The 17,296-nt window shown below is 69.4% G+C and carries 13 protein-coding genes; 4 read left to right on the forward strand and 9 right to left on the reverse strand.

Features of this window, described 5'->3' with window-relative positions; all coding sequences use genetic code 11:
• Positions 1 to 151 precede the first annotated feature (151 nt).
• Genes ettA through EV668_RS19210 form a run of 4 tightly spaced genes read left to right on the forward strand, consistent with a single transcriptional unit; the run spans position 152 to position 5,836 of the window.
• Entirely contained in the window at positions 152 to 1,804 is a 1,653-nt protein-coding gene (gene ettA / locus EV668_RS19195) for an energy-dependent translational throttle protein EttA (RefSeq protein ID WP_133773130.1), read from the forward strand.
• Positions 1,805 to 1,861: 57 nt separating this feature from the next.
• Positions 1,862 to 2,146 (forward strand): type II toxin-antitoxin system Phd/YefM family antitoxin, encoded by a 285-nt coding sequence (locus EV668_RS19200; protein WP_133773132.1) that lies wholly within the window; start codon positions 1,862 to 1,864, stop codon positions 2,144 to 2,146.
• Positions 2,143 to 2,517, forward strand: a complete 375-nt coding sequence (locus EV668_RS19205) for a type II toxin-antitoxin system VapC family toxin (protein WP_133773134.1) — start codon at positions 2,143 to 2,145, stop codon at positions 2,515 to 2,517. The genes EV668_RS19200 and EV668_RS19205 overlap by 4 nt, the downstream gene beginning before the upstream one ends.
• A 10-nt stretch (positions 2,518 to 2,527) precedes the next feature.
• Positions 2,528 to 5,836, forward strand: coding sequence for a toll/interleukin-1 receptor domain-containing protein (locus tag EV668_RS19210; protein ID WP_166652548.1), 3,309 nt, complete (start codon positions 2,528 to 2,530; stop codon positions 5,834 to 5,836).
• Positions 5,837 to 5,846: 10 nt separating this feature from the next.
• Here EV668_RS19210 and EV668_RS19215 read toward each other — a convergent pair whose 3' ends face one another.
• The 9 genes from EV668_RS19215 to EV668_RS19255 form a co-directional block, all read right to left on the reverse strand.
• Positions 5,847 to 6,548 (reverse strand): NAD-dependent epimerase/dehydratase family protein, encoded by a 702-nt coding sequence (locus EV668_RS19215; protein WP_133773138.1) that lies wholly within the window; start codon positions 6,546 to 6,548, stop codon positions 5,847 to 5,849.
• A gap of 39 nt (positions 6,549 to 6,587) precedes the next feature.
• Positions 6,588 to 7,862, reverse strand: coding sequence for a M16 family metallopeptidase (locus tag EV668_RS19220; RefSeq protein WP_133773140.1), 1,275 nt, complete (start codon positions 7,860 to 7,862; stop codon positions 6,588 to 6,590).
• Positions 7,863 to 7,876: 14 nt separating this feature from the next.
• The gene (locus EV668_RS19225; RefSeq protein ID WP_245513318.1) at positions 7,877 to 9,187 is read right to left on the reverse strand and encodes a M16 family metallopeptidase; all 1,311 of its coding nucleotides are present in this window, start codon (positions 9,185 to 9,187) and stop codon (positions 7,877 to 7,879) included.
• Positions 9,188 to 9,249: 62 nt separating this feature from the next.
• A complete protein-coding gene (locus tag EV668_RS19230; protein WP_133773144.1) occupies positions 9,250 to 9,942 on the reverse strand; it encodes a hypothetical protein in 693 nt (230 codons plus the stop codon).
• A gap of 73 nt (positions 9,943 to 10,015) precedes the next feature.
• Positions 10,016 to 10,501 carry a signal peptidase II gene (gene lspA / locus EV668_RS19235; RefSeq protein ID WP_133773146.1) on the reverse strand — a complete coding sequence of 162 codons (486 nt, stop codon included), beginning with the start codon at positions 10,499 to 10,501 and terminating at the stop codon, positions 10,016 to 10,018.
• A complete protein-coding gene (gene ileS, locus EV668_RS19240; RefSeq protein WP_133773148.1) occupies positions 10,498 to 13,584 on the reverse strand; it encodes an isoleucine--tRNA ligase in 3,087 nt (1,028 codons plus the stop codon). The genes lspA and ileS overlap by 4 nt, the downstream gene beginning before the upstream one ends.
• Before the next feature lie 183 nt (positions 13,585 to 13,767).
• Positions 13,768 to 14,733 carry a bifunctional riboflavin kinase/FAD synthetase gene (locus tag EV668_RS19245; protein WP_245513319.1) on the reverse strand — a complete coding sequence of 322 codons (966 nt, stop codon included), beginning with the start codon at positions 14,731 to 14,733 and terminating at the stop codon, positions 13,768 to 13,770.
• Between the two features lie 5 nt (positions 14,734 to 14,738).
• The gene (locus EV668_RS19250; protein WP_133773150.1) at positions 14,739 to 15,653 is read right to left on the reverse strand and encodes a TIGR01459 family HAD-type hydrolase; all 915 of its coding nucleotides are present in this window, start codon (positions 15,651 to 15,653) and stop codon (positions 14,739 to 14,741) included.
• 32 nt (positions 15,654 to 15,685) lie between these two features.
• Positions 15,686 to 17,230: an EAL domain-containing protein gene (locus tag EV668_RS19255; protein WP_166652549.1), complete on the reverse strand. Its 1,545-nt coding sequence runs from the start codon at positions 17,228 to 17,230 to the stop codon at positions 15,686 to 15,688.
• Positions 17,231 to 17,296: the final 66 nt, after the last annotated feature.

The raw sequence follows: 17,296 nt of genomic DNA on the forward strand, positions 1-17,296 counted from the left end.
GCATTGGTTGCCGATGTCTTAACGTGAGAGGTTGAGGAAGCGTTAAAGCCCGGCCGCGCCCGATTCGATAGGGCTCGCCTTGCCCCCGGGTGCGGCGACTGCTATCGCCTGGGGCCATTCCCGCACCCGCGAGCTAGGACACGGACCCGCAATGGCCCGAGAATTCATCTATCACATGCAGGGCCTGACCAAGACCTATCCCAATGGGAAGAAGGTCTTGGATAGCGTGAACCTGTCGTTCTATCCGGATGCCAAGATCGGCGTTCTCGGCATCAACGGATCGGGCAAGTCGACATTGCTCCGGATCATGGCCGGGATCGACACGGAGTATTCCGGCGAGGGGTTCGTGGCCGAGGGCGCGCGGGTCGGATACCTTCCGCAGGAGCCGCAGCTCGATCCGTCCAAGACGGTCCGCGAGAACGTCATGGACGGCGTCGCCGCCCAGCAGGCCGTGCTCGATCGCTATAACGAGATCGCGGCAAACTACACCGAGGAAACCGCGGACGAGATGACGCGGCTCCAGGACGAGATCGACGCCAAGGGGCTGTGGGAACTCGATTCCCGCGTCGACCAGGCCATGGGAGCGCTCGGCGTGCCTCCCGGCGACTGGGCGGTCGACAGCCTTTCGGGCGGTGAGCGCCGCCGGGTGGCGCTCTGCAAGCTGCTGCTCGAGCAGCCGGAGCTCCTGCTCCTCGACGAGCCGACCAACCACCTCGACGCCGAGACGACGCAATGGCTCGAGGCGCATCTGCGCACCTATCCGGGCGCCATCCTGATCGTCACCCACGACCGCTACTTCCTCGACAACGTCACGGGCTGGATTCTCGAACTCGACCGCGGCCGGGGCATTCCCTACCAGGGCAACTACTCGTCCTGGCTGGTGCAGAAGCAGAAGCGCCTCGCCCAGGAGGGACGTGAGGAGGAATCGCGTCAGCGCACGATCGAGCGCGAGCGGGAATGGTACGGATCGTCTCCGAAGGCACGGCAGGCGAAGTCGAAGGCGCGTATCCAGCGCTACGAGGACCTCGTCGCCAAGGCCGCCGAGCGTGGCCCGACCACGGCTCAGATCATCATCCCGATCGCCGAGCGGCTGGGCACGAACGTGATCAATTTCGAGGGGATCCGGAAATCCTTCGGGGAGAAGGAGCTGATCGACAACCTCTCGTTCAAGCTCCCGCCCGGCGGCATCGTGGGTGTGATCGGGCCGAACGGCGCGGGCAAGACGACGCTGTTCCGCATGATCACCGGCCAGGAGCAGCCCGATGCCGGTTCGGTCACGGTCGGCGAGACGGTCCAGCTCGGCTATGTCGACCAGTCGCGCGACGCGCTCGAGGCCGGCAAGACGGTCTACGAGGAGATTTCGGGCGGCAACGAGATCATTTATCTCGGCAAGCGCGAGATGAATGCGCGCGCCTATTGCGGCGCCTTCAACTTCAAGGGCCCCGATCAGCAGAAGAAGGTCGGGCAGCTCTCGGGCGGTGAGCGCAACCGCGTCCACCTCGCCAAGATCCTGAAGTCCGGCGCCAACGTCCTCCTCCTCGACGAGCCGACCAACGACCTCGACGTCGAGACCTTGCGCGCGCTCGAAGAGGCGCTGGAGGATTACGCGGGCTGCGCGGTCATCATCAGCCACGATCGCTGGTTCCTCGACCGCATCGCGACCCACATGCTCGCCTTCGAGGGCGATGCCCATGTCGAATGGTTCGAGGGCAACTTCCAGGATTACGAGGAGGACAAGAAGCGCCGCCTCGGGGTCGAGGAGCTGAACCAGGGCAAGCAGAAGCACCGCAAGTTCGCGCGCTGAGCCGTCGCCTTGTGATCGGGCTCCTGCCTAGCTAGATTAGCCAGGCAGGAGCGTCCCATGCGCACAGCCAATATCCACGAAGCGAAGACCCAGCTCTCGCGCCTCGTCGAGGCGGCTCTCGCCGGCGAGGAGGTCGTGATCGCCCGCAACGGCGTGCCGGCCGTGAAGCTCGTCCCGGTCGAGAAGCCGGCCGTGAGGCGGCGGGGTGGCATGTGGAAGGGCGAGATCGTCGAACACGATCCGGATTGGTGGAAGCCCGATCCGGAAATGGCCGATCTCTTCGAGCATGGCGATCCCGATCATCCCGATCCGCTGTTCGAGCCTGGGCAGCCGGCGCGTTGAATCTCCTGCTCGATAGCCACGCCCTGATGTGGTGGGCGATGGGGCAGGGCGCTCTGCGGCCGGACGCGATCCGAGCGATCGACACGGCGACCAGTGTCTCAGCGAGCCTGGCGATGCCTTGGGAACTCCAGATCAAGGTCAAGCTCGGCAAGCTCGACCTCGGACGCGCTCGGTGGCAGGATATCGAGGAGAGCGGTGTCGCCTTCCTCGCCCCGACCCTGGCCGACGTCCTCCTGGCGGCCGATCTCCCTCTGCATCATCGCGATCCCTTCGATCGCCTCATCGTCGCCCAGGCGATGCAGCGGCATCTCGTCATCGTGACGCGCGATGCCATCTTCGCGCGCTATGGGATCGCGACCCTCGCGGCGTGAACGACAGCCCGTGCAGCCAGAACCCAGCGATCGTCCCGCCGACGCCCCGAAGGTCTTCGTCTCCTACAGCCGCAAGGATCTGACCTTCGTCGACAGGCTCGATGCCGAGCTTCGGGCCTACGGGATCGAGCCGCTGATCGACCGGCAGGAGATCGAAGCCTTCGAGGATTGGTGGCAGCGCATCCAGGACCTGATCGCGAAGGCGGACACGGTCATCTTCGTGCTCTCTCCGGACGCGGTCGCCTCGGAGGTCTGCCGCAAGGAGGTGGATTTCGCGGGCTCCCTCAACAAGCGCTTCGCGCCCATCGTCGCCAAGGCCGTCGATCCCGCGCTCGTGCCCGAGGCGTTGAGGCGGCTCAACTTCATCCATCTCGATCGGGAGGCCGCATTCGAGCAGGGCGTGCTGGCGCTGGTCGATGCGCTGTCGACCGATCTCGACTGGGTCAGACGGCATTCGGAGTTCGGCGAGATGGCGCGCCGCTGGACGGCGGCGGGCCGTCCCGGCCCTCACGGGATGCTGCTGCGCTCCCCGATCCTCGAGGAAGCGGAACGCTGGATCGCCGGGCGGCCGGCCAATGCCCCGGTTCCGACCGAGGAGACCCAGGCGCTGATCCTCGCCAGTCGGCGATCCGCCACCCGCGGGCGCAACCAGATGACGGCCTTGCTCGCCTGCGGCCTCGTGGCGGCCCTGCTCCTCAGTGGCTTCGCGCTCTGGCAGCGGCAGGTTGCGCGCGCGAACGAGACCGAGGCGATCGCGGCGAGGAAGGCCGAGACGGAGCAAAGGGGCCTCGCCGAGACGCGGGAGCGCCAAGCCGTCGAGGCCGGCAACCGAACCCTAACCGCACAGTCGCGCTTTCTCGCGGACGCGGCCAGCCGGAACCTCGACGACGGCGACCCCGGCACGGCCGTCCTGCTCAGCCTCGAAGCACTGCCGGACGAGGCCGGCGGCCGGTCGCGGCCGGTCGTCCCGGAGGCCTTGAAGAGCCTCGATCGGGCGTCGTCCATCCTCGGCGAGGTCGGGCTTGCCGCGAGGCATGTCGGCACGAGCCTCGCCTTCAGCTCCGACGGTCGCTGGGCCGTGTCGTCGGGCGGCGGCGAGCAGATCCTCGTCGATGTCGCGGCCGGCAGCGTGTCGCGCAGCCCGCTCGCGGAGGGCATGCTGCTCGCCTTCGCTCCCGAGGGCGGCAAGCTTCTGCGATGCTCCGGAGGCGGGATCGATCTCGTCGACCTGTCCTCGGGCTGGACGCAATCCGTCGTCGGCGCGGAGGGCGTGCCCGAGGGCGAGCAGCGGATCTGCCTCTTCAGCCGGGATGGCCACCGCATCACGTCGGCATCCGAGCGCGACCTCGCCTCCTGGGATCTCCGGTCCGGACAGCCTCTCGCGCGCTTCACCTTGCCGGAGGGGGCCAGTCTCGGCACGCCGAGCGAGGATGGGAGGCTGATCCCGGTCGTCCTGCGAAACGGAACGGTCGGGATCCACGACATCGAGAGCGGGCGTGAGGTTGCGGTGCTCGAAGCGCCGGGCGCGCGCATCGAGCATGTCGCCCTCAGCAGCGACGGAAGACGGGCCGTCACCGCGGGGCCGGGAGACGGTACGGTCCGCATTTGGGAAGTCGGCTCGGCCCGCGTCGTGCGGGAGATCCGCTCCCCGGCGCTTCCTCTGCTCAGCCCCGACGGCAGGCGGCTCGTCCTGAGGGGGCGCCAGAACAGGGCCGGGATCGGCGGCGGCTTCGATGTCTGGGATGCCGGAACCGGCGAGAGGCTGGCCTCGTCGGATCCGTCGCTGCGCCTGACCTCGCTCGAATTCGACCGGGACGGCGGCAGGCTGGTCGGCGGCGGCGCGGATGGCACGATACGCTTGTTCGACACGGCCACCGCGAAGGAGATCGGCCGTCTTTCGGGGCATCAGAGCCGGGTGATCTCGGCCGCTCTCAGCCCGGATGGGCGGCGCGCGCTCAGTACGTCCTTCGATTCCCGTCTCGTCCTGTGGACCCTGTCGCCGTCCCGTCCCGCGCGTGAGATGTCGTTCGACCGCTCGCCTGTCGTCGCGATGGCGCCGCTCGATCAGGGGACGCGGATGCTGGGTGCATCCGAGGACGGCGTCCTGCGGCTCCGGGACCTCCGCGCAGAGACGATGGCGGTCATTCCTCTGGCACGCGGTGCGGCCCTCGCGGCGCTCGCCCTTGATCCGGCCGGGGCGCGTGCGCTCGCCGTGCGGCGCGATGGCCATGCCTCGCTCGTGGACCTGCGCTCGTCGCGCATCATCGAGGAGTTCGAGGCCGCGTTCGCCCGCGACGGCGTGGAGAAGGGCGCGGTGGGTGCCGTCTTCTCACCGGATGGCGCGCGCCTCGTCGTGTCCTCGCGGGGAGCGGTCTCGATCAGGCAGTCCGATGACGGACGGGTGGTGCGGCGCATCCCGGTCGATTTCACGTCTCCCGGCGGGGCGGCCTTCACCGCCGATGGACGCCGTGTCCTCGCCTGGTCGAGCACCGGCGTTGCCGCGGTGATCGACGTCGAGAGCGGCTCGGTGCTCCAGACCCTGCGCAACGTCCCGCTCGGAATCGACGGCCGGCCCATGCCGGCGGGACAGCGCGCGGCCGGGCTCATGCCTTGGGAGGTGATCGAGGTCAGCGCGGATGGCCGTTTCCTCGCGACGGCCGGCATGCTGCAACCCCGCATCTGGGACCTCGATCGAGGGCAGCTCGTCTCGGTGCTGATCGAGCATGAGATCGTCGCGAGCGCCGGCCTCATGCGCTTCAGTCCGGACGGTCGCACGCTCTTTACCGTCGAACGCCACCGGAACGTCGCCGCCTGGGACGTCGCGAGCGGCATGCGGACCATGACCTTCTCCGGCCATGCGGGCACGATCACCTCGCTTCGCGTCGGCGCGGACGGGCGGCGTCTTCTCACGGCGTCGGAGGATGGGACGGCCCGGATCTGGGATGTCGCGAGCGGGATCGACGTCGTGGCTCTGCGCGGCCAGGGCGGGCGGCTGCGGGACGCCCGGTTCTGGCCCGACGGGCAGATCGCCACCGCCTCGAGCGAGGGCACCGTTCGCCTCTGGTCGCTGGCCGCCACCGTCCAGGCGCAGGTCGACGGGGCCAAGGAGCGCATGACGCGCTGCCTCACGCCGGCGCAGCGGCGGCGGGTCTATCTCGACCCGGAGCCTCCGGCCTGGTGCGTCACGGGGCCCGGACTCGAACAGGAGACGGATCGCAGCCGGTGGCAGCCCCGGCCGCCCTATCACATGCCGATCTGGCAGCGCTGGTACGGCGAGAAGCAGGCCGGCCGGCCGATCGGGCTGCCGCGCCTCGATTGAGCTGCGCGTCTCAGTCTCTCAGGCGGACATCCGCCTTCCAGCCGAGGTCCCGCCGCGCCCGCGCCGCCGAGACCTCGCCGGTCTCCTCGGCGATGTTGTAGGCGCCTGAGCCTTTCGCGATGGCGAGGAGCGCCGCATGCGCCGCCGCGTCGACATGGACCGGCGAGGAGGGGTTCGGCGCGTCGAAGCCGGTACCGGGACCGAAGAGCCGGCCAAAGCGCAGGACGACCCCGTCGATGGGGCCGTCGAGGACCTGGCTTTCGAGGCTGAGGACGCCGCGCTGGCCCGGATCGATCGGATCGGCCTCGTCATGGGGGAGGGGGCCGGGCGCGTAGACGAAGGCGATGCTCTGCGCGACCAGCCGACGCGCTCCGGCAAGGCGTGCGGCCTCGACGAGGTTCGCCGTCCCGATTTCCCGCAGGCGGGAATTGCGCGCGAGCGCCGCCGCCATGTCGTCGGTCTTCATGCCGGCGGGCAGGTCGGTCAGTTGATGGACGACGATGTCGGGCCGCGCGGTCGCCACGGCCTCGCGCAAGGCCGGTGCGTCGTAGACGTCCACGATCACGGGCTCCGCGCCGAGCGCCCTCAGCCTGTCGGCTTTCGTCCGCTCGCGCGTCGTCCCGTGAACCCGATAACCAGCGGCCGTCAGGAAGGGGATCAGCCGGCTGCCGACGGCGCCCGAGGCGCCGGCGAGGAAGACGGTCGAAGCCATCGCGTCACTCCGCCATGGGTTTAGCCGAGAGGAGCGCTCTCAGGCGATGTCGGGCCTGCCGGCCATGACGATCAGCATCGCGCCGTCACCGAGGACGCGTTCCGCGGCCCGTCGGATATCGTGCTGGCCGACGGCCGCGACGAGGTCGTTCCGGCGGCGGATATAGTCGATGCCGAGATCCTCGAAGGCGATCTGCACGAGCTGATGCGCGATCTTGGTCGAGGTGTCGAAGCCGAGCGCGTAGGAACCGGTGAGATAGGCCTTGGCCTTCTCGAGCTCGTCGTCGGTCGGGCCGTCCTCGCGCAGCTTGGCGATCTCCGAGCCGATCACCTCGAGGCATTCGCCGACGCGCTCGTTCTTGGTGGCGGTGTAGCCCCAGGTCATCGCCGTGCGCCGGTAGCTCACGAGCGAGGTGCCGACGCTGTAGGCGAGGCCGCGCCGCTCGCGCACCTCCTGGAACAGGCGGGAGGTGAAGGCCCCGCCGCCGAGGATGTGGTTCAGGACATAGGCCGGGATGAAATCCGGATCGCGCCAGGACACGCCCTCGAAGCCGAAGCGGATCACCGATTGAGGCACGTCGAGATCCACGACATGGCGGGTGCCGCGCCCGACGAGGCGCGTCGGCGCGACCGCCTCCAGCACTGGCTTTGCCGGAAGGGCGCCGAAGGTCGCGTCGAGGTGGCGGGCGAGGGCGGCCTCGGACAGGTCCCCGACGGCTGCGATCTTGAGGTGCGAACGCGCCACGATCCGCCGGTGCAGGGCGACGAGGTCGTCCCGCGTGATCGCGGCGACGCTCTCCTGCGTGCCGGAGGACGGATGACCATAGGGATGGCCCGGGAACCCTTCCGCGATGAAACGGCGCGAGGCGACCGTGCCGGGGTCGTTGGCTTGATAGCGCAAGCCCGCCAGCATCTGAGCCCGCACGCGCTCGACGGCATCCTGGTCGAAGCGCGGCTCGGCGAGGGCGAGGCGGAGAAGGTCGAAGGCGTCGTCCGCATGGGCGACGAGCGTCTTCAGCGATCCGCCGAGCGCATCGGGGCTCGAGGTGAAGGTGAGTTCGATCGCGTGCTCGGCGAGGCGCTCCTGGAACGCGTCGGACCCATAGGGACCCGCGCCCTCGTCGAGCAGGCGCGAGAGCATCTGCATCGCGCCCTCGCGGCCGGGCGGATCCTGCGCAGCTCCGCCCTCGAAGGCGAAGCCGACCGCGACGAGAGGCACGAAGCTGGAGCGGACCTGCCAGGCTTCGACGCCGCCCGGGGAGACGACAGGGATGATCTCGGCCGGGCCGGATTTCGTTTGGACGGATTGCGACATGATATCCGCGGGCCTCAGGCCCGGTCCTTGACGAGATGCCCGGTCACGAGACGGCGCCCGACCAGATAGGTTTCCATCACGCGCACGAGGTCGTCCCGCGTCACGGCGCGGATATGCTGCGGCCACGACCGGACATCCTCCAGCGTCTCGCCGATCGCGAGGGCGGAGCCATAGATGCGCGCGAGCGAGGACTGGCTGTCGAGCGAGTAGATCGTCTCGGCGACGAGCCGCGTCTTGGCCCGTTCGATCGCCACCTCGTCGAACGCATCGCGCGCCTCGCCGAGGACGGTGTCGATCCGCCGGCCAAGCTCGTCGAGATCGAGGCTTTCGGTCGGCACGGCGTAGAGGGCGAAGCGCGTGTCGTCGATGGCCGAGCCCATATACCAGGCGCCGACATTCACCGCCGCGCCGGTATCGAGCACGAGCCGGCGGTAGAGGAAGGAGGTCGGGCCGCCGCCGAGGATCTCCGCCAGCACCTCCAGCGCGTGGCTGTCGTTGCCGCTCGCGGTGAGCGCGGAGGGGGCGAGATACAGGCGCTGCAGCGTCGGCTGTTCGACCTTCGGATCGGCGACCGAGACGAGACGGGACGCGCGGGGTTCGGGCTCGCGCGGGCGGATGCGGACGGGGCGCGCGCCGCGGGGGGCGTTGCGGCCGTAGGTCGCCTCCGCCTGTCGCACGACGTCGTCAGCCGCGACGTCGCCCGAGACCACGAGGATCGCGTTGTCGGGGCAGTAGAAGCGGCTGTAATAGTCGAAGGCGGCGTCGCGATCGAGATGCTCGATCTCGTGCATCCAGCCGATGATCGGGATGCCGTAGGGGTGATGGACGAAGAGCGCCGCGGCCATCGCCTCGGACAATTGCGCCGCCGGGTCCGTCTCGACCCGCATGCGGCGCTCCTCGAGCACGACGTCCCGCTCGGGGGCGACGACGGCCTCGTCGAAGTTGAGGCCGCTCATGCGATCGGCCTCGAATTCCATCATGCGGCCGAGATGCTCGGGCGCGACGCGCTGGAAATAGGCCGTGTAATCGTAGGACGTGAAGGCGTTCTCCTGGCCGCCGAGGGCCGAGACGACCTTCGAGAACTCGCCCGCCGGATGGGCGGCCGTGCCCTTGAACATCAGGTGTTCGAGAAAATGGGCGATGCCGGAGCGGCCGAGCGGATCGTCGGCCGAACCGTTCCGGTACCAGACCATGTGCGTCACGACCGGCACCCGGCGGTCGGGGATGACGACGATGTCGAGTCCGTTATCCAGCCTGTGCGTCGAGAGCTCCGGCCCGCCACCTTCGAGGCGGCCGATCGGAGCGGCGTCAATCCTCAGGTCCACGTTGTTCTTTCTCGGGTTCCCTTCGCGGAGCCGACGCGGACCAATCCAGCCTGAGACCGGGTCTAGTCCTCGTCGTCACCGCCTCTGAACTTACGCGTAAGCCACGTCATCGGGTTCGCGTCTAGAGCCTGCTGGTCGACCCGCGGCTCGAACTCGCCCCGATTCATCGTCGCCGCCGTCGTCCTGCGCAGGCCGGACGGGGGATCGGTGAGCGCGCGGCGCCTGGGCTCGGTGCCCGCCGGCACGTCGCTGTCGGACGAGCTGCGGGCGCTCAGCTCCTGCTGGCTCATGTAGAGGACGTCGCGGGCGCTGTCGCCACGATGCGAGCCTGGGATGGGGGCGGAGGCCGAGCCGCGCGAGGACCGGCCTGCCGCCAGCTCCTCGGGCGTCATGTTCACCCAGCGATCGGAATTGTTGCGACGCCTGTCGCTCCAGGTGACGGGGCTGCGAGCCTCGTCCTCCTCGGCGCGCCTCGCGGCGACGTCGGGATCGTTCGGCCAGCCCGCGCCGGCGGAGCGGCGCGCGGCGCCGGGCGACGGCAACGCCGTCTTCGGCGGTACGACGAGGGGAGCCCGCTCGCGATAGGCGATGGCGGGCTTCTCCTTCGGGATCACGCCGATGGAGCCGAGCAGGTTCTTGAAGGCGACGCCCTCCTGCGCGGCCGCCGGTCCGACGACGGCGAACGACGCAACCGCAAGGCTGCAGACGAGCCCGAGCCGGGTAGATGCCGTCCTGGTCATCACGCTCCTCTTCATGGTCTTGTCCTTTGCCCCGGATCTGCCATCGGGACTCAATCGGGCAATCCTGTGGCCGGACAGGATAATGGCATCATGCGGTGCGCGACTGTTGCCGTTCTGTCACGAACGCATCCCAGAGCAGTCCGACCACGCCGAAGACGATCGCGGCATCGGCGACGTTGAACACGTACCACGAGAACGTGCCGGCATGCAGGTGCACGAAGTCGAACACCGCGCCGTAGGCCATCCGGTCGATCCCGTTGCCGAGCGCGCCGCCGATGATGAGACCCAGCGAGACCGTCAGCAGCCGGCTCGATGCCCGCATCATCCACACACCGAGGGCAATGGCCGAGACCGCGGCGATCGCCGTCAGCAGCCAGCGTCCGAGTTCCGTGCCCTGCTGGAACAGGCCGTAGGAGATGCCACGGTTCCAGACCACCGTCAGCGTCACGAAGGGCCCGAGCAGCAGAGGATCGTGCAGGGGCAGGTCGTAGACGAAGAGGAGATAGAGCTTCGAGGCCTGGTCGGCGACGAGCGTCAGGGCGGCCGTCAGGAGGCCGAGCGCGGCCGGGCTCATGCCGCGCTCGCCCTGGCCGCGTCCCATTCGCGAAGGGCCGCCGCGTCGCGCGGCGTCACGTCCGGATAGTCGGGATCCTGCCCGACATCGGGCGTGACCTTCCAGGAGCGGGCGCATTTGCGGCCCTCGGCCCTGGCCGGCACGACCGCGATCCCCGCGACCTCGTCGAGGCGGAAGGCGTCGGCCGGGCCGTCTCCGGCGGCCAGCGTCAGGCCCGAGGTGATGCAGATCTCGGCCATGTCGACGCTGCGCAGCAGCGCGAGCGTGTCGGCATCCGCCACATGGACGACGGGCGCCGCTTCGAGGCTCGCGCCGATCCGCTTGGCGGCCCGCTCGACCTCGAGCGCGCCGGTGACGACGCGGCGGACGTTGCGGATGGCGGCCCAGCGCTTCGCGAGAGCCGCGTCGGGCCATTCTGCCGGGATGGCGGGAAACACTTCCAGGTGCACCGAGCCATCCTCGGAGGGATAGCGGTCGAGCCAGGCCTCCTCGGCCGTGAAGGAGAGGATCGGCGCGATCCAGACGACGACGCGGCGGAAGGTCTCCTCGATCACCGCCAGGGCCGCGCGGCGCGTCGGGCTCGAGATCGGGTCGCAGTAGAGGACGTCCTTGCGGATGTCGAAGTAGAAGGCCGAGAGGTCGCCCGTCATGAAGGTCGAGAGCAGGGAGACGACGCGGGCGTAATCGAATTCCGCATAGGCCCGGCGGATCTCGCCATCGAGTTCGGCGAGCCGATGCAGGACGACCCGCTCCAGCTCCGGTAGCTCCGCGAGAGGCGGCAGGGCGCTGCCGTCGTAATGGGCGAGCGAGCCCAGCATCCAGCGGATGGTGTTGCGCAGCTTCCGGTACATCTCCGAGAAGTTCTTCAGGATGTCCTTGCCGATCCGCAGGTCGTCCGAATAGTTCGAGGCGGCGACCCAGAGGCGCAGGATGTCGGCGCCCGATCCGGCGATCACCTCCTGCGGCGCGGTGACGTTGCCGCGCGACTTCGACATCTTCTCCCCGTTCTCGTCGAGGCAGAAGCCGTGCGTCAGCACGATGTCGAAGGGCGCCCGCCCGCGCGTGCCGCAGCTCTCGATGAGGGAGGAGTGGAACCAGCCGCGATGCTGGTCCGACCCTTCCAGATACATGACCGTGTCGCTGCCCCCGTCAACCTTGCGCCGGAGGTCGCCGAAAGCCGGAAAGGCCTTCGCGTCCTCGAGCGTGAAGGCATGGGTCGAGCCGGAATCGAACCAGACGTCGAGGACGTCGTCGACCTTCTCCCAATCCGTCGGATCGTAATCGGGCGCGAGGAAGCGCGCGCCGGTCGCGTCGGCGAACCAGGCATCGGCGCCTTCCGCATCGAAGGCGGCGCGGATGCGCGCGTTCACCGCCGCGTCCTTCAGGATCTCGCCGCTCTCGCGGTGGACGAAGACGGAGATCGGCACGCCCCAGGCGCGCTGGCGCGAGACCACCCAATCGGGCTTCGCCTCGATCATGCCCGTGATGCGATTTTCGCCCGTGCCAGGAACCCATTTGGTCGCTTGAATCGCCTTGAGCGACCGATTGCGCAGCGTGTCGAGCAAAGGTTCGTCTGAAACGAATTCGACCTTGTCGACCCGAGACGGGCCCAGCGGCTCAAGCTGCGCGGACGTGATGGGTTTGTCCATCGCGATGAACCATTGCGGCGTGTTGCGGAAGATGACCGGCTTCTTCGAGCGCCAGCTATGCGGATACTGGTGCTTCAGCCGCCCGCGCGCGATCAGGTTGCCGGAGGCCGCGAGCGCCTTGATGAGCGCGTCGTTGGCGTCGCCCTTCTTGCCTTCGTCCGTGATGACGCGGGCCGGCCCGCCCTCGCGGTCGGGGCCGAAGCCGGGGGCGTCCTTGGTGTAGAAGCCGTCCGCATCGACCGTGTAGGGGATGCGGGTCTCGATGCCGCGCGCCTGGAGCTGGCGGCCGTTCGACATCCAGATCTCGAAGTCGTCGCGACCATGGCCGGGCGCGGTGTGGACGAAGCCGGTGCCGGCATCGTCGGTCACGTAGTCGCCGGCGAGGAGCGGGACGACGAAGTCGTAGCCCTGGCCGCGCAGGGGATGGGCGCATTCGATCTCCGCCAGCGTCTGCGCGGAGACGTTGGAGAGGCGCTCGAACGCCTCGACCTTGGCGGCCTTGAGCACGCTCTCGGCCAGTGCATCGGCGAGGAGGTAGGTCGCGCCGACCTTCGCCCAGTTGTTCTCGGGCGCCGCGGTGACGCGATAGAGGCCGTAGGCGATCTTCGGATTGTAGGCGATGGCGCGGTTGCCGGGGATCGTCCAGGGCGTCGTCGTCCAGATGACGATCGAGGCGCCGGCGATCATCTCCTCGGTCGAGGCCTCGCCCTTGTAGGCGCCGGCATTCGAGACCGGGAACGCCGCCCAGATCGTGTCGCTCGTATGCTCCTCGTACTCGACCTCGGCCTCGGCGAGGGCGGTCTTCTCGACGACGCTCCACATCACGGGCTTCGAGCCGCGATAGAGCTGGTCGGTCATCGCGAACTTCATCAGTTCGTTGGCGATATGCGCCTCGGAGGCGAAGTCCATGGTCGAATAGGGGTGGGACCAGTCGCCGATGACGCCGAGGCGCTTGAACTCCTCGCGCTGGACGTCCAGCCAATGCGTCGCGAAGGCACGGCATTCGCGCCGGAACTCGACGACGGGCACGTCGTCCTTGTTCTTGCCCTTGGCGCGGTACTGCTCCTCGATCTTCCACTCGATCGGCAGGCCATGGCAGTCCCAGCCCGGCACGTAGTTGGAATCGAAGCCGAGCATCTGCTGCGAGCGCGTGACGAGATCCTTCAGGATCTTGTTGAGCGCGTGGCCGATATGGATGTTGCCGTTCGCATAGGGCGGGCCGTCATGCAGCACGAAGCGGGCGCGGCCCTTCGCCGTCTCGCGGAGCTTGTCGTAGAGCCCGATCCGGTACCAGCGCTCGAGCAGCAGCGGCTCGCGCTGCGGCAGACCGGCCCGCATCGGGAAGTCGGTCTTCGGCAGGAACAGCGTTTCCGAATAATCGCGGCCGGCGCCCGTCTCGCGGCCGGCGCCGGGCTTCGTGGTCATGTCGTTCATCGTGGTCGTCAACCGTGGAAAGGATCGCAAGGCGCGGCCGGGCAGCGTGAGCCGGGCGCGAGACGGCATGTCCCGGACGCGCGCCCTCAGGCGCGAGCCGGGCCCGTAATTCGCAGGCCGGTGGATGACGCTCGCATGCCGTGTCCTTAGCAGCCGCCGCAGCGCTGCGGAAGGGCGTCGCGCTCAGCCGATCAGGGAGGGCGCGGAGCGCGGAGCCGCCGCGATCGCGCGCGCCCGGGCGGCGTCGCGGTTCATGGCGACGACCAGGTCCTCGGCCGAGGCGAATTTCTCCTCCGGCCTGATCCAATCGAGGAACTCGACCTCGATCGACTGCCCGTACAGGTCGCCGGCGAAGTCGAACAGGAACGTCTCGAGCAGCGGCGCGCCGTTATCGAAGGTCGGGCGGCGGCCGAAACTGGCGACGCCGTCATGGATCGTGCCGGGGGCGGTCGCGACGCGGACCGCATAGATGCCGTGGCGCAGGCGGCAGCCGGCGGGGAGGGCGATGTTCGCCGTCGGGAAGCCGAGCGTCCGGCCGAGCTTCTCGCCATGCCGCACCGTTCCCTCGACGAACCAGCGATAGCCGAGAAGCTCCTCGGCGGCCGCGATGTCGCCGGCCGCGAGCGCCGCCCTGATGCGGGTGGAGGAGACCGGAGCCCCGCCACCCGCGACGGCATCCTGGACGAGGATGTCGATCCCGGCCGCGGCGCCGAGCTCCGTCAGCAGCGCCGGCGTTCCCTCGCGGCCGCGGCCGAAATGGAAGTCGTGCCCGATCACGACGGCCGAAAGCTGCAATTCGTCCTTCAGGATGCGCGAGACGAACTCAGCCGCGCTCGTCGCCGCGAGGGCGGCGTCGAAGCGGCGCACGAAGACGATGTCGATCCCGAACCGGGCGAGGATCTTCAGCTTCGCCGTCTCGCTCGTGAGGCGGAAGCCGGGATCCTGCGGCCGGAAGAAATCTCGCGGATGCGGCTCGAAGGTCAGGACCGCCGCCGGGACGCCGCGGCGCGCCGCCTCCGCCCGGGTGATGTCGAGCAGGGATCGATGCCCGCGATGCACGCCGTCGAAATTGCCGATCGCGGCGACCGCGCCCGGGCGGCGCGGAGCCTCCCCGTCGCGGCAGACTTGCAGGGTCGATCCGTCCGGCACGGTGCTCAGCTCGCTTGGGTCCGCCGCCAGGTCAGATCGTGGATGACATAGGTGGGGCTGACGTCCTGCCCCGCCGCCCAGCGGACCGCGAAATCCGGATCGATGCGGTCATGGGCCGCGCCGAGTTCGCTCGCGTGGATGCCGCGCGCGACGAGCATCGTATGGACGCCCGCGCCGTGCCCGCCGGCGACGTCCGTGCGGATGGCGTCGCCGACCCCGAGGACGCGGCTGCGCTCGACCGGCCGGCCGAGCAACTCGCTGCCCAGGGCGAGCGCGGCCTCGTAGATCGGACGGTGCGGCTTGCCGGGCGTGACGGTGCGTCCGCCGAGATCCTCGTAGGCGGCCGCGATCGCCCCCGCGCAGACGATCAGCTGGTGGCCCCTCTCGACGACGAGATCGGGATTGGCGCAGATCATGGGCAGATCGCGCTCGCGCATCGCGGCGAGCGTCTCGGCATAGTGTTCGGCGGTTTCGGTCTCGTCGTCGAAGAGGCCCGTGCAGACGACGTACTCGGCTTCGGCGAGAGAGGTCGGGCGGCCCGAAAGGCCGCGGAACAGGCCGAGATCGCGCTCGGGCCCGATATGATGGAAGGTCTTCTCGCCGTGCCCGGCGACGATCGCGCGGGTGAGATCGCCCGACGTCCGGACGTCGTCATAGGCCGTGCGCGGCACGCCGAACTGATCGAGCTGGCGCGTCACCACATCGCCGGGCCGCGGCGCGTTCGAGACCAGCACGACGCGCCCGCCCGCCTCCCGGAAACGCGTCAGCGCCTCGCCCGCGGCGGGGAAGGCCTTCAGGCCGTCATGGAGCACGCCCCAGACGTCGCAGAGCAGGAGGTCGTAACGCTCCGCGATCTCCTCGAAGGACTGGACGAAGGAGACGGCGTCGGCGCGCGGCGAGCCGGAATGGGGGATGGACATGGCCGGGCGGCTAGGGTGAGGCCGGGCCGCTGTCAACCTGCGCGGCGCAGGAAGTCCCGGAACGAGACGGGTCCTTCGGCCGCAGCCACGGGCGATGCGGCCTCCCGCTTCGCCTCCGGAGCCTCGGCGGCAGAGGGTGGCGCGAGGACCTCGCTGCGAACAGGACGGGGCGGCGCGAGACCGGACCCGACCGCAAGCGGCAGGTCGAAATCGAGCAGGTCGGGGACAAGGGCGTCGTCATCGATGCCGGTCGCGACGAGCTTGACGCCGGCTCGCGCGGCCTCCTCCGCGAAGGCGAGGGTGATCCCGTGCGGGCGGCTGCCGAGGATCGTGCGGGCATCGAGCATCGCGATGCCGAAGCCGCGCCGGGCGAGGGCGCTCCAGTCCTGATCGAGGTCGCGGACGGCGTCGAGCGCGGGCGTCGTGCCGAGGCTGCTCAAGGCGTCGAGCGCCGCCGTCTCGTAACCGGACAGCTGATCGATCTCGGCGTGATCGATCACGAGGATGATCCGCTCGGCGGTCCCGTCCTGCAGCAGCCGCGCCGCACCCTGGACGAAGGCGACATCGCCGAGCGACGCCCGCGACAGGCGCACCGCCATGCGGCTCGTGCTGCGCCGCCCCGCGAGATGGCGCGCGATCAGGCGAGCCTTGGCGAGCGTGAACGCGTCGAGGCGGGAACGCAGCCCGCGACGCAGGACGAGATCGGCGACCTCGCTCGCATCCATCATCCTGCCATCGGCGAGGCGCAGATGCGGAAACACGTCGTAGAAGGCGGTGCGCCTCTGCGGCAGCGTGACGACGGGCTGAAGGTGCAGCTCGACGCCGCCGGCGTCGATGGCCGCGATCACGGCCTCGTCGTCCGGGCTTTCGGACGGTTGCGGTGAGCCCCGTCGCAGTCGGTCGAGGATGACCGAGGCGGCCTTCGCGAAATCCTCGCGCGAGGAGAGTTCCGCCGCCTGAACGCCCGGATGCCGCAAGGTCCCCGCATCCTCATCCCGAGGGGGCCCGAGAACAGGGACGTCGGCGGGCGGACGACGCTCATGCGCGCCCTCGGCTTCCGGATCCGGGGGCGTGCTCCGGGGCTGGCCTTCCGCCGGCACCTCGGCATGCCGCGCTTGGGACGATGTATCTCCCGCGGGAGAGGTCTCGTCGATGGTACGGGCGCTCGTCTCCTCGAGCGTTTCGAGGCGCCGATCATGCGCGCCGACCGCGTCCGCGAGCGAGGTGACGACCCGGGTGACGGTGTCGAGATCGGCGGCGATCGCGGCGAGGGGCGCGGCCGGGAGGGACGATACTGGCACGGAACCGTCCGGCGCGCGGTTCTCGAGCCGGAGCAGGCGCCGGGAGATCGCGGTCACGTCCTCGGACAGCTTGGCATGGGCTTCGTCCGCGCTGCCCGTGGCGCGCCGGCAGGCATAGGCTGCGAGCAGGATCGCAGCCGCCGCCAGAATGGCCAGCGCGAATTCGAGCCCGCTCCTCACCAGAAGGGCGAGTGACGCACAGATGGCGGCCGCACCGAATGCCGCGGCGAGCGCGATGCCCGTCCACGTCACGCGCATCCGAGGGTTGGTCGCCATGACGAGGCGGTCTCCCGGTCGGAATTCGACCGTGAGGGAAGCATCAGCGCGGAACGTCGATTCGGA

The organism is Enterovirga rhinocerotis (assembly GCF_004363955.1).
GTDB classification, from domain to species: domain Bacteria; phylum Pseudomonadota; class Alphaproteobacteria; order Rhizobiales; family Beijerinckiaceae; genus Enterovirga; species Enterovirga rhinocerotis.

Excerpts from the sequence above, each read along its gene's own strand:
- ettA (WP_133773130.1), top strand. The coding sequence starts at position 152 with ATGGCCCGAGAATTCATCTATCACATGCAGGGCCTGACCAAGACCTAT.
- EV668_RS19200 (WP_133773132.1), top strand. The coding sequence starts at position 1,862 with ATGCGCACAGCCAATATCCACGAAGCGAAGACCCAGCTCTCGCGCCTC.
- EV668_RS19215 (WP_133773138.1), bottom strand. The coding sequence starts at position 6,548 with ATGGCTTCGACCGTCTTCCTCGCCGGCGCCTCGGGCGCCGTCGGCAGC.
- EV668_RS19220 (WP_133773140.1), bottom strand. The coding sequence starts at position 7,862 with ATGTCGCAATCCGTCCAAACGAAATCCGGCCCGGCCGAGATCATCCCT.
- EV668_RS19230 (WP_133773144.1), bottom strand. The coding sequence starts at position 9,942 with ATGAAGAGGAGCGTGATGACCAGGACGGCATCTACCCGGCTCGGGCTC.
- lspA (WP_133773146.1), bottom strand. The coding sequence starts at position 10,501 with ATGAGCCCGGCCGCGCTCGGCCTCCTGACGGCCGCCCTGACGCTCGTC.
- ileS (WP_133773148.1), bottom strand. The coding sequence starts at position 13,584 with ATGAACGACATGACCACGAAGCCCGGCGCCGGCCGCGAGACGGGCGCC.
- EV668_RS19250 (WP_133773150.1), bottom strand. The coding sequence starts at position 15,653 with ATGTCCATCCCCCATTCCGGCTCGCCGCGCGCCGACGCCGTCTCCTTC.
- EV668_RS19255 (WP_166652549.1), bottom strand. The coding sequence starts at position 17,230 with ATGGCGACCAACCCTCGGATGCGCGTGACGTGGACGGGCATCGCGCTC.